The following is a 16486-nucleotide window of genomic DNA, read 5'->3' as shown; positions in this document are numbered from 1 at the left end:
AGTCGCGCAGGTCCCGTTCGGTGCGGAAGCGCAGCGTGGCCGAGCTGTGCAATTCCTCGCCGTCGGGAAAGACGTAGTGGTGCTCGAAGCCGACGCGGCGGCATCCGTGGCCGGCACGTGCGGGTCGCGCGGGGCCGAGGGCCGGATGGCGAACCGGGTGAGGCGTACCCCGGCGATCAGGGCGCCGGCCCCGCCCGCGAGCGCGACCACCACCGCGGCCGGAAGCAGGTGCGCGGCACCCGCCAGGACGAGCGACGTGACCGCCGCGAGCACGGCGGTCGCGGGCGCCGCTCGGCGGAGGGCAGGGGTACGGAGCGGGGTGGCGAGGAGCACGGCGGTCGCCTTCGTGAGGGGGCACGGGGGCGGTGCGGCGGTGCGGGCAGCAGTCTTCGAGTTCACTGCCCATTGTTCGGGAACGATCCGCCCCGGGCAGCGGTTACGCGTCTCCCACCTCCAGAGGCGGTGACCCGCGTCACGTTGCCGCCCACCGGGCGGCCGTGCGCGGCCCGGCGGACGAGCGTCCCGCCGAAGGTGGGATCATCGGAGGGTGACCAAGCCCGCCACCGTCCGCTTCCGGTACAACCAGGCGCTCCTGGCCGCGGCGATCATCGCCGTCATCGGCGCCCTGCCGCTGGCCAACGCCCGGGCGTACCTGCTGCCGGTACTGCTCGTCCCGCTCGCCGTCGGCGTCTGGGCGTGGCGGGCGGGCACCGACGCGGACGCCCGGGAGCTGCGCGTACGCGCGCTGGCCGGGCAGCGCCGGATCGCCTGGGACGAGGTGGTCGAGCTGGCCACCGACCCGCGCGGGCGAGCGGTGGCCCGACTCGGCGACGGTCAGCAGGTCGTCCTTCCCGCCGTACGCGGCACCGACCTGCCCCGCCTGGTCTCCGCCACCGGCCAGGCCCTGCCCGACTCGGCCGGCTGATCCGCCGACGCGCGGGCGGGGAACTACCGGCTCAGTACCCGTCGACCACCACGTTGATCAGCGGCTGACCGCTCGCGAATCGCCGCACCTGGTCCCCGACGAGCCGGTACGCCCGAGGCAGCAGACCGCGTACCGAGCCGGCGACGTGCGGGGTGATCAGCACGTTGGGCATCTCCCACAGCGGGTGGTCGGCCGGCAGCGGTTCCGGGTCGGTGACGTCCAGCGCGGCGGCGATCCGCCCGGTGGCGAGTTCGGCCGTCAGCTCGTCGGTACGCGCCACCGGTCCCCGCGCGGCGTTGACCAGCAGCGCACCGTCGCGCATCGAGGCCAGGAACTTCGCGTCGATCAGCCCGCGGGTCCGCTCGGTGAGCGGCACCAGGACCACCACCACGTCGGCCTCGGGCAGCAGCTCCGGCAGCTCCTCGACGGCGCGTACGACCTGTTCGGGACGGGCGGTACGGGCCACCAGCGTGAAGTCGACCCCGAACGGGGCGAGCCGGTCGCGTACCGCCGTGCCGATCGAACCGGCGCCGACGATCAGCACCCGCTTGCCGGTCAGCTCGTCGGTGGGGGTCACACCGCCGTACGCCCACTCCCGTCGGGCCTGCGCCCGCACGAAGGCGGGGAACGCTCGCAGCTGGGTGAGGATCGCGGTGACCACCCACTCGGCCGTCGACGGGTCGTGCACCCCGCGGGCGTCGCAGAGGGTCACGCCCTCCGGCGTCCGGCCCACCCAGGCGTCCGCTCCGGCGGAGAGCAGCTGCACCACCGTGAGGTCGGGCAGCTCGTTCAGGAACGCGGTGGCGTCCCCACCGGCGAGGAAGGGCGGTACCCAGAACCGGACGTCGGCCGGCTCCGACGGAAGCTTCTCCGGACGCTCGGCGACCTCGACGGTGACTTGCGGAGGCAGCTCGCCGAGCAGCGCAAGCCCGGCCTCGTGCGGAATCCATACCTTCACGCTCGCCGACGATAGCCTCGTCGTTGGCCGCGTCCGCCGCCGGTGCCGAATATCGGCCGGTAGCCGGGTTCCGCACCGGCGCCACCTCTTTCGTGGCGACCGCTTGCGGACGAAGCGCCCGCACGACCCGCCGGCGGCGGCCCGGCGGGATACCCTGGGCCGGGTGAGCGCCCGTCCCCTGTACCCCCGCGTCCGCCGCGCCCGTGCGGCAGTCGCGGCGTGTTGCGCGGCTCTGCTGCTGGCGGCCACCGGATGCAGTTTCGGCGAGCCGGAACCCGACCCGGCGGGCGAGCCACCGAACTTCCCCACTCCGTCGACCTCCGCCAGCCCGGGTGGGGCGAGCCGGCAGGCGGTGGCCACGGTGCTGGCCAAGGGCCTGCGGGTGCCGTGGGCGATCGGCTTCCTGCCCGACGGCGGCGCCCTGGTCACCGAGCGGGACAGCGGCCGGATCCTCAAGGTCGGCCCCGAGTCCGAACCGGACGGGCTGCGGGTGACGGTCGCGCAGACCATCCCCGACGTGGCCGCGGCCGGCGAGGGCGGGCTGCTCGGCCTCGCGATCTCGCCGGGCTACCAACGGGACCGGACGCTGTTCGTCTACTACACGACGGAGCGGGACAACCGGATCGCCCGGCTCCAACTCGGCGGTGAGCCGACCCCGATTCTGACCGGCATCCCGAAGGCCTCCGTCCACAACGGCGGCGGGCTCGGGTTCGGGCCGGACGGCCAGCTCTACGCGAGCACCGGGGACGCCGGGGAACGCCCGAACGCGCAGGACGTGAAGAGCCTCGGCGGCAAGATCCTGCGGATCACCCGGGACGGCAAACCGGCGGCCGGCAACCCCTTCCCCAACTCGCCCGTCTGGTCGCTGGGGCACCGCAACGTGCAGGGCTTCGCGTGGGACGCCGCCAAGCGGATGTACGCGGTGGAGTTCGGCCAGAACACCTGGGACGAGATCAACGAGATCGTCAAGGGGAAGAACTACGGCTGGCCGGTGGTGGAAGGGCGCGGCGACGACAAGCGCTACGTGGACCCGATCACCCAGTGGTCGACCTCGGACGCCTCCTGTTCGGGGCTGGCCGCGACGGACCGGCTCCTGGTCACCGCCTGCCTGCGCGGCAAGCGACTCTGGGTGGTCGAGCTGACCGACACGGGCGCGATGCTCGGGCAGCCGCAGGAGCTGCTGACCGACCGGTACGGCCGGCTCCGGGCCGTGGCCTCCGCTCCCGACGGCTCGGTGTGGGTGTCCACCTCGAACCACGATGGGCGGGGCAACCCTGCGGCGGAGGACGACCGGCTTCTGCGGCTGGTGTTCGCCGACGGCGGGGCCGGACGGAGCTGACCGGAGAGCCACGATTTCCGACATGGACGGGGAACAGGACGAGCAGCAGGCCGCCGGTGGGGAAACCCGGGCGGCCCGCTGGCGTCGCTGGCCGCTGCGGCGCGGCATCGGCCCGGCGGGTGGGCGCGGCCTGCTGCGCATGACCGGGGTGACCCTGGCGATACTGCTGGTCACTCTCGCCGGGGTCACGCTCGGCGTACTCGGCGGCGGCCGGGTCGACACGGACATCGGTCCGTTCCAGGCGACCCTCACCCTCTCTCCCGACACCGCCGGCGGGACCACTGTCGACATCCCGCCGCTGGGCGCCCTGCTGCTGGACAGCCACGACGGCCCGGCCCACCTGACCGTCCGCCTCGGCGCGCTCGACCAGGGACGTACCGAGGCGTTGATCGACGATCCGGCGAGCATCCAGCGGGCCAGCATCTCGGCGGTGGATGACGTCCGGACCGGCGTGATGCGGCTCGGTCTGCGTACCATCGCCTCCGCCGTGCTGGCCACCCTGCTGCTGGCCGCGCTGGTGTTCCGGAACGTTCGCCGCACCGCGGTGGCCGGCGGGCTCGCGTTGCTGGTCACGTTGGGGAGCCTGGGTGCGGCGGCGGCGACGCTGCGCCCGCAGGCGATCGAGGAGCCACGGTACGAGGGGCTACTGGTCAACGCGCCGGCCATCGTCGGTGACGCGCGGCGGATAGCCAACGACTACACCAGGTACGCCGAGCAACTCCAGCGGCTGGTCGGCAACGTCAGTCAGCTCTACACCACGGTCTCGGCGCTGCCGGTGTTCGAGCCCGCACCGGACACGACCCGGGTGCTGCACGTCTCGGACATGCATCTCAACCCGACGGGGTGGCAGCTGATCCGGACGGTGGTGGAGCAGTTCGACATCGACGTGGTGATCGACACCGGCGACATCACCGACTGGGGCAGCGAACCGGAGGCGTCCTTCGTGGGTTCGATCGGGGTGCTGCGCAAGCCCTACGTCTACATCCGGGGCAACCACGACTCGGCGCGGACCGCCGCGGCGGTCGCCCGGCAGCCGAACGCGATAGTGCTGAACAACTCGACCACCACGGTCGCGGGGCTGACCATCGCCGGCATCGGCGATCCACGCTTCACCCCGGACAAGAACACCTCCCCGGCCGGCAGCGGGATGACCCAGGAGGTGGCCGACCGGATCATCGGGACCGGCGAGCAACTCGCCGCGACGATCCGCAGGTCGCCCCGCCCGGTGAACATCGCGCTGGTGCACGATCCGGCCTCCGCCGGGCCGCTGTCCGGCATCTGCCCGCTGGTGCTGGCCGGGCACACCCACGCGCGGCAGGTCTCGAAGCTGCCCGAGCTGCCCGGGCAGATGCCGACCCAGCTGCTGGTGGAGGGCTCCACCGGCGGCGCGGGGCTGCGCGGTCTGGAGGGCGAGGAGCCCACTCCGCTGTCGATGAGCGTGCTCTACTTCGACCAGGACAAACTGCTCCAGGCGTACGACGACATCACCGTGGGCGGCACCGGGCAGGCCCAGGTGAACCTGGAACGCCATGTGATCCGGGATCCGCAGGCAGGCGAGCAGGCGCCTGTCACCCCGACCCCGACCCGCTGACCCCCCGTCGCCCCGCACCCCGCGCATCGCCCCGCATTCCGCGCATCGCTCCGCGTGGCCGCGCGTCTCGTGCGCCGCTCGAACACGGCCCCGTCGACACGGAAAGTCACCATCATCCGACCGCACCATCCCGCGCCTCGCGCCCTTTGCTCTGCACCCCAATACGCGCCAGTCACGATGAGCAACGAGCATGCCGCGCCAGCCGATCAGAGCTTCAACCTGTTTCCACTGGTGGCGGCAGGTGGTGCGTATCAGGGTGCAGAGCAAAGGAAACGGCCGGTGTGGCGGCCCGGGCGGGGCGGTGACTCTCAGTCGTGTCGCCCCGCTCGGGCCGAGTCATCACCCGTGGTGACCCTCCAACGCCGACCGTCGGTCAGCGGCGGAGCGAGAGCGCGGCCAGCGCGGCGTTGACGATGCTGCCGGGAAGCAGGTCGTGCAGCTCGTACAGCTCGGCGACGCTGCCCGACTGGCCGAACTCGTCCACCCCGAGCGGCACCGTGGGCACCCCGAGGGCGGACCCGAGCCACGCCATCGCGTGCGAGGCCGCGTCGTGCACCGTGACCACCGGCGCCCGGTCGTCGAACGCCGAGCGGAGCGCGCCGGGCACGCTCGGCGCGGTCGCCGTCCGCACCCCCTGGCGCAAGGTGCGCTGCCAGGCCCGGTAGATCCGGTCCAGGGAGGTGACGTCGACGACGTGCGCGGCGATGCCCTCGTCCGCCAGCTCCGCGGCCGCCGCCAGCACCTCGGGCAGCACCGCCCCGGAGGCCGCGAGCTGCACCACCGGCGCGTCCGCGAGGTGCGGATACGCCTGGTGGGCGTCGACCAGCCGGTACGCCCCGGCGACCACCTGCCGGCGCAGCACCGCGTCCCCGAGCCGGGCCCGCGTCGCCTCGAACGGCGCCTGGTCGACCGGTCGGGTGCTCAGCCGGAAGTAGTAGGACCCGTCCTCGGTCGGCGCCGCCGTCGCCGACGGCGCCCCGCCTCCCGCGATCTGACCCAGGGCGTCGCAGAGCAACCAGTCCAGGGTGGCCGCGTACGCCGGCTCGATGAACGTCACCCCGGGCAGCTCCAGCCCGACGGACGCGGTGATGGTCGACTGGTGCGCGCCACCTTCGGGGGCGAGGGTGATCCCGGACGGGGTGCCGGCGACCACGAATCGGGAACCCGAGTACGTCCCGTACAGGAACGCGTCCAGGCCGCGCAGCACGAACGGGTCGTACACCGTGCCGACCGGCAGCAGCGGCTGGCCGGACAGGTCCCAGGACAGGCCGAGCTGGCCCAGCAGCAGGAACAGGTTCATCTCCGAGATGCCCAGCTCGATGTGCTGGCCGGCGGGGCTCTCGGTCCAGCGCAGCATCCGGTCCTCGGTCCAGTCACGCTGCGCGCTCGGCGCGAACACGCCCGTCTTGTTGATGAACCCGGCGAGGTTGGTGGACGTGGCCACGTCCGGTGCGGTGGTCACCAGGTACCGGCCCAGCTCCGGGTCGCGCGCCAGATCCACGAGGACCCGGCCGAAGACCTCCTGCGTGGAGATCGGCTTGTTGGCGCGTACCTTCGTGGCCTCGGGGACGGTGACCCCCAGCGCCCGCTCCCGCGGCGGACGGGACAGTGCCTCCCGACGCTCGCCGGCCCGGATGCCCGCCGGGGACGCCGGGTCGAGCCGGTCCCACTCCGTCTCCCGGGTCAGGCCGTACGTGGCGCGCAGGGCGTCGACCTGCTCGGTGCTGAGCAGCGCCGAATGGTTGCGCGGATTGCCGGCGATCGGCAGCCCCCAACCCTTCACCGTGTACGCGAACACGACACTGGGCCGGTCCGTGACGGCGTCGCACTGGGCGTACGCGTCGAGCAGCGCCGCCAGGTCGTGCCCGCCGAGGTCGGTGACGAGCGGACCCAGCTCGTCGTCGGGAATGTCGACGATGAACGTGGCGACCGCGTCCGGCGCGCCGTCGAGGAACCGCTTACGCAACTCCGGCCCGGCGAGCCCGAACAGCGACTGGTACTGCTCGTTGGGCATGGCGTCGATCCAGGTCCGCAACGCCTCCCCGCCCGGCCGGTCGTACGCGGCGGCGAGCCGGCGACCGTACTTGACCTCCACCACGTGCCAACCGGCCGCCTCGAACTGGCCCCGCCACTGGTTGATCCGCACACCGGGCACCACCCGGTCGAGCGACTGGCGGTTGAAGTCGACCAGCCACATGACGTTGCCGAGACCGGTGGTCGCCGGGTCGGCGACGGCCTCCCAGATGTTCCCCTCGTCGAGTTCGGCGTCGCCGATCAACGCGATGAACCGGGACCGGGGCCGGGGACCGAAGTGCGCGTCCACGTAGCGCCGGGTGGCCGCGGCGAAGAGCGGCGCCGCCGCGCCGAGCCCGACAGAGCCGGTGGAGAAGTCGACCCCGTCCGGGTCCTTGGTGCGCGACGGGTAGGACTGGAGGCCGCCGCGCGCCCGCAGCCGGGGCAGGTAGGAGCGGTCGAGGTTGCCCAGCAGGTACTGGATCGCGTGGTAGACCGGCGAGGCGTGCGGCTTCACCGACACCCGGTCTGCGGCGTCCAGGTGGGCGAACCAGAGCGCCGTCATCGCGCTGACCAACGAGGCGCTCGACGCCTGGTGCCCGCCGACCTTCACGCCGTCGCCGGCGTCGCGGTCGTGGTTGGCGGCGTCCACGATCCGGGTGGCGAGCCAGAGCACCCGGCGCTGAATCTCATCGAGGACGTCCAGGTCGTGCTGGTTCACGGTGGCTCCATCCGGGCGTCGCCGATGACGCCCATGCGAAAGGGGTGGGGATCGTTCCGGCGTGGCGGCGGCGATGCGCCGTTGTTGTTGAGCAGCCGGCGGGGCGGCGCGGGCCGCCCCGGAATGTCAGGAAGGGCCCCTTGTCGCGCACCGGGCGTCGACAGGGGGCCCTTCCGGAACGTCAGGCGCCGAGGCGGGCCAGGATCAGTTCCCGGACGGTCTTCGCGTCGGCCTGGCCGCGGGTGGTCTTCATGACCGCGCCGACCAACGCGCCGGCCGCCGCGACCTTGCCACTGCGGATCTTGTCGGCGATGTCCGGGTTGGCGGCGATCGCCTCGTCCACGGCGGCGGTGAGCGCGCCGGTGTCCGAGACCACCTCCAGGTTTCGGCTGGTCATGATCTCGGTCGGCGAACCCTCGCCGGCCACCACGCCCTCGAGCACCGTCCGGGCCAGCTTGTCGTTGAGCTTCCCGGCGTCGACCAGGCCCTGCAGCTCGGCCACCTGCTCCGGGGTGGCCCCGACGTCGACCAATTCGACGCCGGTCTCGTTGGCCCGCCGGGACAACTCACCGAGCCACCACTTGCGGGCTGCGGCCGGCGTGGCACCGGCAGCCACGGTCCGCTCGATCAGCTCGACCGCGCCGGCGTTGAGCACGGACTGCATGTCCAGGTCGGACAGACCCCACTGCTCCTGGAGCCGCCGGCGGTGCACCCGGGGCAGCTCCGGCAGGGCCGCCTTCAGCTCGGCCACCCACGCCGGGTCCGGTGCGATCGGCACGAGATCCGGCTCCGGGAAGTACCGGTAGTCGGTGGCGGTCTCCTTCGACCGGCCGGGGGTGGTGTCCCCGGTGTCCTCGTGGAAGTGCCGGGTCTCCTGGGTGATCCGGCCGCCCGCGTCGAGCACCGACGCCTGCCGCAGCATCTCGGACCGGACCGCCCGCTCCACCGAGCGCAGCGAGTTGACGTTCTTCGTCTCGGTGCGGGTGCCCCACTCCTGACCGGGCAGGTTCAACGACGTGTTCACGTCGCAGCGCAGCGAACCCTCCTCCATCCGAACGTCGGAGACGCCCAGGGAGCGGATCACGTCCCGCAGCTCGGTGACGTACGCCCGGGCGACGTCGGGGGCGAACTCGCCGGTGCCGGGGATCGGCTTGGTGACGATCTCCACGAGGGGGATACCGGCCCGGTTGTAGTCCACCAGCGACTCCGTCGCACCGTGGATCCGGCCGGTCGCGCCGCCGACGTGCAGCGTCTTCCCGGTGTCCTCCTCCATGTGCACCCGCTCGATGCCGATCCGCACCGTCTCGCCGTTCACCTCGACGTCCAGGTAGCCGTCGACGCACAGCGGCTCGTCGTACTGGCTGATCTGGAAGTTCTTCGGCATGTCCGGGTAGAAGTAGTTCTTCCGGGCGAACCGGCACCACTCCGCGATCGAGCAGTTCAGCGCGAGGCCGATTTGGATCGTCGCCTCGACGGCCGCCTTGTTGACCACCGGCAGCGAGCCGGGCAGACCCAGGCAGACCGGGCAGACCCGGGTGTTCGGCTCGCCGCCGAAGTCGGTCCGGCAGCCGCAGAACATCTTAGTCCGGGTGCCGAGCTCGACGTGGGTCTCCAGGCCGATCACCGGTTCGTAGCGGGCGACGACGTCGTCGTACGAGGGCAGTGTCGTGGTCATCGGAGCTCCTGCCTCACAGTGCCGGTGGGGTGAACGTGCCGACGGCGCTCTCCAGCGCGGCGGCGACCCGGTACATGCGGTCGTCGGCCAACGTCGGGGCCATGACCTGTAGACCGACCGGCAGGCCGTCGGAGAGCCCGCACGGCACCGAGATGCCGGGTCCGCCGTACAGGTTGGTCGGGATGGTGAACAGGTCGGCCAGGTACATCTGGTAGGGATCGGAGGTACGTTCGCCGATCGGGAACGCCACGAACGGGGTGGTCGGCGAGATCAGCGCGTCCACCTGCTCGAACGCCGCGGTGAAGTCCCGGGTGATGAGCGTACGGACCTTCTGCGCCTGCCCGTAGTAGGCGTCGTAGTAGCCCGACGAGAGCGCGTACGTGCCGAGCATGATCCGGCGCTTGACCTCCGGGCCGAAGCCGGCCTCCCGGGTCAGGGACATGACCTCCTCCAGCGACCGGCTGCCGTCGTCACCGACCCGCAGGCCGAACCGGACGCCGTCGAACCGGGCCAGGTTGGAGGAGCACTCGCTCGGCGCGATCAGGTAGTACGCCGGCAGCGCGTAGGTGAAGTTGGGGCAGGAGACCTCGACGATCTCGGCACCCAGCTTGGTCAGCGCGTCGACCGCCTCCCGGAACACCGCCAGCACGCCCGGCTCGGCGCCCTCGCCGGCGAACTCGGTCACGATGCCGAGCTTCACACCGGTCAGGTCGCCGGTCGCGCCGAGCTTCGCCGCGGCCACCACATCCGGCACCGGCTGCGGGATCGACGTCGAGTCACGCGGGTCGTGCCCGGCGATGACCTCGTGCAGCAGCGCGGCGTCCAGCACGGTACGCGCGCAGGGGCCGGGCGTGTCCAGCGACGAGGAGAAGGCGACGAGCCCGTAGCGGGAGGTGCCGCCGTAGGTCGGCTTCGCCCCGACCGTGCCGGTGACCGCGCCCGGCTGGCGGATCGAGCCACCGGTGTCCGAGCCGATCGCCAGCGGCGCCTCGTACGCGGCCAGCGCCGCGGAGCTGCCGCCGCCCGAGCCGCCCGGGATCCGGCTCAGGTCCCACGGGTTGCGGGTCGGGCCGTACGCCGAGTACTCGGTGGAGGAGCCCATGGCGAACTCGTCCATGTTCGTCTTGCCGAGCATCACCGTGCCGGCCGCGCGCAGCCGCTGGACGATCGTCGCGTCGTACGGCGGGCGCCAGCCCTCCAGGATCTTGGAGCCGACGGTGGTCGGCACACCCTTGGTGGCGAGCACGTCCTTGACGGCGACCGGCACTCCGGCCAGCGGGCCGAGCGGCTCACCGGCCGCCCGGCGCTCGTCGACCACGCGGGCCGCGGCGAGCGCACCCTCGGTGTCGACGTGCAGGAACGCGTGCACCTGGTCGTCGACCGCCGCGATCCGGTCGAGGTGGGCCTGGGTGACCTCGACGGCGGAGGTCTCCCCGCCGGCCACCAGCGCGGCGATCTCCGCCGCGGTCTTCGTGGTCAGGTCGTTCATGCCGCCGCCTCGCTTCGCTCGCCGGCGCCCCGCCGCGCGCTGATGATGCCGATCCGCTCGTTACGTTCGCTCATGACGCCAGGTCCTCGTTGAGGATCCGCGGGACCCGGAACCGCTGCTGATCGACGTCCGGTGCGCCCGACAACGCCTCCTCGGGGGTCAGGCACGGCGTCTCGACGTCCTCACGCAGGACGTTCGTCAGCGGCACCGAGTGCGAGGTCGGCGGGATGTCCGCGGCGGCGACCTTGCCGACCTGGGCGACCGCCTGGAGGATCACGTCGAGCTGGCCGGCGAAGGTGTCCAGCTCCTCCTCGGTGACGGCGAGCCGCGACAGGCGCGCCAGGTGCGCGACCTCCTCGCGGGAGATGGCGGCCATCGTGCCCCCTTCGTAACGGTCCTGGTGTCCGGCCGGTCAGCCGACCGCGCGAGCTGTACGGAGTGACGCGCGGTGACCGGAGCGAGTCTATTGTTCCGTGTCGGGGTGCCGTCCCCCCACTCCCCCTCCACACCGCCGCGTCGCCCAGGCCGCGGCCGGTTCAGCGGGCGTGCCGGTGGCGCAGGTCGGGGTCCGGACCGCCGGCGGGGCGCACCGGACGGTACCTGGCCAGCCAGGTGACCAGTTCCTGGGCGGGCATCGGCCGGGCGTAGAACCAGCCCTGGGCGGCGTCGCAGCCGGCGGCGTGCAGCATCCGCCAGGTCCGCTCGTCCTCGACCCCCTCGGCGACCACCCGCAGACCGAGGGCACCCGCAAGCTCGATCATCGACCGTACGATCGCCGCGTCGTCGGGGTCGTCGGCCATGCCGAGGACGAAGCTGCGGTCGACCTTGACCTCGGACAACGGCAACCGGCGCAGGTGTTGCAGGGACGAGTAGCCGGTGCCGAAGTCGTCGAGCGCGATGGCCACCCCGATGCGGTGCAGCCGGGAGATGGTGGCCAGCACCCGTCGCGGGTCGGCCATCAGGGCGCCCTCGGTGATCTCCAGTTGCAGCCGCTCGGGCGGTACGCCGTACCGGGCCAACCGGTCGGTGATCTGATCGGCGATCTCGCCGGTGTGCAGGTCACGCACGCTCACGTTGAGCGCGGCCCGCAGGCCGACCCCCGCGGCCGACCACTTCGCCAGCTGCTCCACCACGTCGTCGACCACCCGGCGGGTGAGCAGGCGCATCACGGTGCTCTGCTCGGCGACGCGGATCAGCTCCTCCGGGTCGACCATGCCGCGCCGCGGGTGCCGCCAGCGCAGCAGCGCCTCGACCCCCACCACCTCGCCGGTGGCGATGGCGATCTGCGGCTGGTAGTACATCGTGATCTCGCCGGCGTCGACGGCCGGGTCGGCGTCCGAACCCTCGGCCCGATGCTCACCGGCGTCTGCTCCGGCGGCCAGAGCGGCCACGGCCTCCTCGTCGGCGGCCACGCCGAGCCCGTGGTGGCCCGGTTCGGCGGTCGGCCCGCGACCGTTCACCGCCCTGCGGTCGACGACCGCGCCCCGGTCGACCACTCGCGTGCCGGGACGGCCGGTTCGGCGGCGGATCGGGTCGGCGCCGGACACGATCCGGCTGATCAGCTCGTCCTCGGTCGCCACCTCGGGGCGGCGCTCCCGCTGCCGCGACCACCAGCGTCGCGCCCGGGGGCCCGTCACCCCGCCGTTCAGTGCCGCGCCGTCGCCGCCCGGGCCTCCACTCGGCACGCCCTCGGCCCGATCAACGGCGGTGCCGAGGGCGGCGCCGTCCCCGCCCCGTGTCCCGCCGGTGGCGAGCCGGCCCTCCCCCGCCCCGGACGTGCCAGCGGGTGGTACGTCGGCCGGCTGGTCGACGTCGGCCCGCTCGTCCACGACCGGGCCGGCCTCCAGCACCCGCCGCAGATCGGCCAGGAGTCCGAGCCGCTCGGCCGAATTATGGTCGGACTCGGCGGTGTAGACGGCGATGGTGTCGTTGCGATGCTTCGCGTCGTACATCGCCACGTCGGCGTGGCGCATCAGGGTGGCGAAGTCCTCCCCGTGCTCCGGGAAGACCGCGATGCCGATCGACCCGCCCACGTCCAGCGGCAGCCCGTCCAGCGGTACCGGCTCGGCGAGCGTCCGGACCACCAGGTCGGCGAGTTCACGTGCCTCGGCGGCGTCGGTGAGACCGGTCATCACGATGGCGAACTCGTCACCGCCCAGCCGGGCCACCATGTCCCGCCCACCGACCAGCGTGGTCAGTCGCTGGCTGACCTCGACCAGCAGCCGGTCCCCCACCGCGTGGCCGAGGGCGTCGTTGACGTTCTTGAACCGGTCCAGGTCGATCAGCAGCAGCGCCAGGTGCCCGTCCGGTTCGCCCCGGCCGGACCGCTCCCCGTGCAGGTGGACCTGCTCGGCGACCTCGGCCAGCAGCGCCTTGCGGTTCGGCAGCCCGGTCAACGGGTCGAGGGAGGCGAGCTGATGCTGCTCGACGGTGAGCCGGGCCATCCGGTAGACGGCGAAGAGTGGCACCAGCACCAGCGGGATCAGTGCGGCGCTGGTGCGGGCCGCGGCGACCAGCACCGGGGCGAGCAGCAGCAGCGAACCGGTGGAGAGCAGTTCGAAACCGAGGCCCTGGCGGAAGCTCGGCCACCACCGGCCACCGAAACGGAGCCGTACGGCCATGCTGACCAGCACGTAGTTGACCAGGAACCAGACCAGGGTCGCGCCACCGACCGCCACGACGTCGGAGGTGTGCAGCACCCCGCCGGAGAAGACGGTGCCGGGTCCGAGGCGGGTGACCGCGTACGCGGCGGCGAGGGCGCAGGCGTACTGGCCGACGTTGAACGCCGTACGCCACGCGGCGTGCCGCAGCCGCCAGCCGGAGACGACGACGGCCACCGCCTGCACCACCACCGCCGGACCCAGCCCCCAGCCGAGCAGGATGGCGAAGGTGAAGCAGGTGGACGGGAAGACCGCCGAGGTGTGCCGCCGGCCCGGCGGGACGAACGGGCGGGCGTCGCAGACCACCGCGAGCGCCGCCATCGTCCAGAACGCCACCGGCAGCTGAGGCAGTTGCTCCGGCAGCGTCGCCAGTGGACCGGCCGCGAGCAGCAACGCCAGGGCCAGGACGGCGCCGATGAAGGCGGTGAACGGCGCCACGCGTCCGGGCGGGACGACGTTGCGTGGGTCCGCGACCTCCATCACACCTCCCGGACGACGGTCGGCGTGCCCGTTCACACGCCGTGCACCAATGAAACGCCCTCGGTGCCGGCTTTCCCGGTATGACAGTCACGAATCGGTCGTAGTCGTAATTAACTTGGTATGCGCCCCCGCCGGGCCGGCCCGTCGCCGCGCTCCTGGAAAGCCCCGCCGACCAGGCACGACGCGCTGCGACGGCGCGTTTCAGCCCTCGACGCGGGCCACCTCGCGTGCGGCGTCCGGCCCCTTGGCGAGCAGCACCCGGAAGCCGTCCTCGTCGAGGACCGGCACCTTCAGGCTGGCCGCCTTGTCCGCCTTCGACCCGGGGTTCTCGCCCACCACCACGAAGCCCGTCTTCTTCGAGACCGAGCCGCTGACCTTGCCGCCCTGGCTCTGCACCGCCTCCGCGGCCTGGTCGCGGGAGAAGCCGGCGAGCGTGCCGGTGACCACGACGGTGACACCCTCCAGCGGGCGCGGCCCCTCGTCGACCGCTTCCTCGGCCATCCGCACGCCGGCCTCGGCCCACTTGCGGACCACCTCGCGGTGCCAGTCCACGGCGAACCATTCGCGGATGCTGGCGGCGATGGTCGGGCCCACCCCGTCGACCGAGGAGAGCTCCTCCTCGCCGGCCCTGTCGATCGCCTCGACGGAGCGGAAGTGCTGGGCCAGCGCCCGGGCGGCCGTCGGGCCGACGTGCCGGATGGAGAGCGCGACGAGCACCCGCCAGAGCTCGCGCTCCTTGGCGACGGCCAGGTTGTCGAGCAGCTTGACGGCGTTGCTGCCGAGGCTGCCGTCCTTGTTGACGAAGAACGGCGACCGCTTGAGCTGCTCGGCGTCGAGTTGGAAGAGGTCACCCTCGTCGCGGATGATCTCCGCGTCGAGCAGGGCCGCCGCACCCTTGTAGCCGAGCACCTCGATGTCGAACGCCCCGCGGCCGGCGAGATGGAAGACCCGCTCCCGCAACTGGGCGGGGCAGCTGCGGGTGTTCGGGCAGCGGATGTCGACGTCGCCCTCCTTGGCGGGGGCGAGCGGGGTGCCGCAGGCGGGGCAGTGGGTGGGCATCACGAACGGCTGGGCGTCGGCGGGTCGCAGGTCGACCACCGGGCCGAGGACCTCGGGGATCACGTCGCCGGCCTTGCGGATGACCACCGTGTCACCGATCAGCACGCCCTTGCGTTCCACCTCGCGGGCGTTGTGCAGGGTGGCGTACGCGACAGTGGAGCCGGCCACCTTGACCGGCTGGAGAACCGCGCGCGGGGTGACCCGGCCGGTACGCCCGACCTCGACGTCGATGTCGAGCAGCTTGGTGGTGACCTCCTCGGGCGGGTACTTGAAGGCGATCGCCCAGCGGGGCGCACGACTGGTGGAGCCGAGCCGGCCCTGGATCGCCACCGGGTCGACCTTCACGACGACACCGTCGATCTCGTGCTCGACGTCGTGCCGGTGCTCGGCATAGTAGGCGATGTATTCGGCGACGCCGGACAGGTCGGGCACCACCCGCCAGCGGTCGCTGGTCGGCAGGCCCCACGCCTTCAACGCCGCGTACGACTCGGACTGGGCCACCGGCTGGAATCCCCGGCGGGCGCCGATGCCGTGCACCACCAGGCGCAGCGGCCGGGACGCGGTGACCCGCGGGTCCTTCTGCCGAAGACTGCCGGCGGCGGCGTTGCGCGGGTTCGCGAACGGCGCCTTGCCCTGCTCGACCAGGCCGGCGTTGAGGTCGGCGAAGGCCGCCACCGGGAAATAGATCTCGCCCCGGACCTCGAGGAGCTCCGGCACGTCGGGGAACTCGGGGGACGGGGTGAGCTGACCGGGCACGTCCCGGATGCTGCGCACGTTGGCGGTCACGTCCTCACCGGTGCGGCCGTCGCCGCGGGTGGCCGCACGGACCAGCCGGCCGCGCTCGTAGGTGAGGTTGATCGCGAGCCCGTCGACCTTCAGCTCGCAGAGGTAGGGCACCGGCCCGCCGGCGTCGCGCTCGACCCGCTCGGCCCAGGCCGCGAGCTCCTCGTCGGCGAAGGCGTTGTCGAGGGAGAGCATCCGCTCCGCGTGCTGCACCGGGGTGAAGTCGGTGGAGAACGTGCCGCCGACCCGCTGGGTGGGCGAATCCGGCGTACGCAGCGCCGGGAACTCCGCCTCCAACGCCTCCAGCTCGCGCAGCTGCCGGTCGAACTCGGCGTCGGCGATGGTCGGCGAGTCGAGCACGTAGTAGCGGTACTGATGCTCGGTCAGCTCGCGGCTCAGCGTGGCGTGCCGCTCGCGCACCTCCGGGGTCGGCTCGCCGCCCGCCGCCGCCTCCTGCGCCGGGCTGACCTGCTGGCCGATCTGCTCGTCGGACACGCCGCCACCTTCGGACACCGGTTGACCTCCCTGATCACGCTACCTGGGCACGGTAACCGGCGGGTACGACAACCACCCACCCGCCCGCACGGCCCACCCCACCCCACTCCGTTGATCATGAAGTTATCGTCGCGACACGCCGCTGACGGCGACTACAACTTCATGATCACCGTGCGAGACGGAGGGGCGGGGCGGGGGGCGGCGGTGGGGTCAGACATCCCAGGAGCTTGGATGTCAAGCAGCGACGGGTTGGGTTCGGTGTGACCAGGCGGTTGCCTGGTCGTAGACGGTGGTGGTT

At 72.6% G+C, this 16486-nt stretch carries 10 protein-coding genes and 1 pseudogene; 3 read left to right on the top strand and 8 right to left on the bottom strand.

Annotation, left to right across the window (positions count from 1 at the left end; all coding sequences use genetic code 11):
* Positions 1-333: pseudogene (locus ABZS42_RS31010) on the bottom strand (hypothetical protein); the annotation flags it as partial.
* 214 nt (positions 334-547) lie between these two features.
* Between ABZS42_RS31010 and ABZS42_RS31005 the strand changes: the two are divergent.
* A complete protein-coding gene (locus tag ABZS42_RS31005; RefSeq protein ID WP_355151372.1) occupies positions 548-925 on the top strand; it encodes a PH domain-containing protein in 378 nt (125 codons plus the stop codon).
* A gap of 31 nt (positions 926-956) precedes the next feature.
* Here the strand turns inward: ABZS42_RS31005 and ABZS42_RS31000 are convergent, their stop codons facing one another.
* Positions 957-1883, bottom strand: coding sequence for a 2-hydroxyacid dehydrogenase (locus ABZS42_RS31000; RefSeq protein ID WP_355151370.1), 927 nt, complete (start codon positions 1881-1883; stop codon positions 957-959).
* Between the two features lie 163 nt (positions 1884-2046).
* Between ABZS42_RS31000 and ABZS42_RS30995 the strand changes: the two genes are divergently transcribed.
* Positions 2047-3222: a PQQ-dependent sugar dehydrogenase gene (locus ABZS42_RS30995; RefSeq protein WP_355151368.1), complete on the top strand. Its 1176-nt coding sequence runs from the start codon at positions 2047-2049 to the stop codon at positions 3220-3222.
* Between the two features lie 22 nt (positions 3223-3244).
* Complete coding sequence (locus tag ABZS42_RS30990; protein WP_355151366.1) at positions 3245-4813, top strand: metallophosphoesterase; 1569 nt, start codon at positions 3245-3247, stop codon at positions 4811-4813.
* 373 nt (positions 4814-5186) lie between these two features.
* On the opposite strand, the gene ABZS42_RS30985 is transcribed toward ABZS42_RS30990, so the two are convergent.
* The 6 genes from ABZS42_RS30985 to ligA form a co-directional block, all read right to left on the bottom strand.
* Positions 5187-7547, bottom strand: coding sequence for a pyruvate dehydrogenase (locus tag ABZS42_RS30985; protein WP_355151364.1), 2361 nt, complete (start codon positions 7545-7547; stop codon positions 5187-5189).
* Positions 7548-7728: 181 nt separating this feature from the next.
* Complete coding sequence (gene gatB / locus ABZS42_RS30980; RefSeq protein ID WP_355151362.1) at positions 7729-9222, bottom strand: Asp-tRNA(Asn)/Glu-tRNA(Gln) amidotransferase subunit GatB; 1494 nt, start codon at positions 9220-9222, stop codon at positions 7729-7731.
* A gap of 13 nt (positions 9223-9235) precedes the next feature.
* Positions 9236-10711: an Asp-tRNA(Asn)/Glu-tRNA(Gln) amidotransferase subunit GatA gene (gatA, locus tag ABZS42_RS30975; RefSeq protein WP_355151360.1), complete on the bottom strand. Its 1476-nt coding sequence runs from the start codon at positions 10709-10711 to the stop codon at positions 9236-9238.
* 70 nt (positions 10712-10781) lie between these two features.
* Positions 10782-11087 (bottom strand): Asp-tRNA(Asn)/Glu-tRNA(Gln) amidotransferase subunit GatC, encoded by a 306-nt coding sequence (gatC, locus tag ABZS42_RS30970; RefSeq protein ID WP_076470427.1) that lies wholly within the window; start codon positions 11085-11087, stop codon positions 10782-10784.
* Between the two features lie 160 nt (positions 11088-11247).
* A complete protein-coding gene (locus tag ABZS42_RS30965) occupies positions 11248-13851 on the bottom strand; it encodes an EAL domain-containing protein (RefSeq protein WP_355151358.1) in 2604 nt (867 codons plus the stop codon).
* Positions 13852-14052: 201 nt separating this feature from the next.
* The gene (gene ligA, locus ABZS42_RS30960) at positions 14053-16188 is read right to left on the bottom strand and encodes an NAD-dependent DNA ligase LigA (RefSeq protein ID WP_355151356.1); all 2136 of its coding nucleotides are present in this window, start codon (positions 16186-16188) and stop codon (positions 14053-14055) included.
* Positions 16189-16486 lie beyond the last annotated feature (298 nt).

The organism is Micromonospora sp. NPDC005367, assembly GCF_040606825.1.
Classification (GTDB): Bacteria; Actinomycetota; Actinomycetes; order Mycobacteriales; family Micromonosporaceae; genus Micromonospora.
Note: the sequence above shows the minus strand (reverse complement) of the source record. Positions and strands in the feature narration are given on the sequence as shown.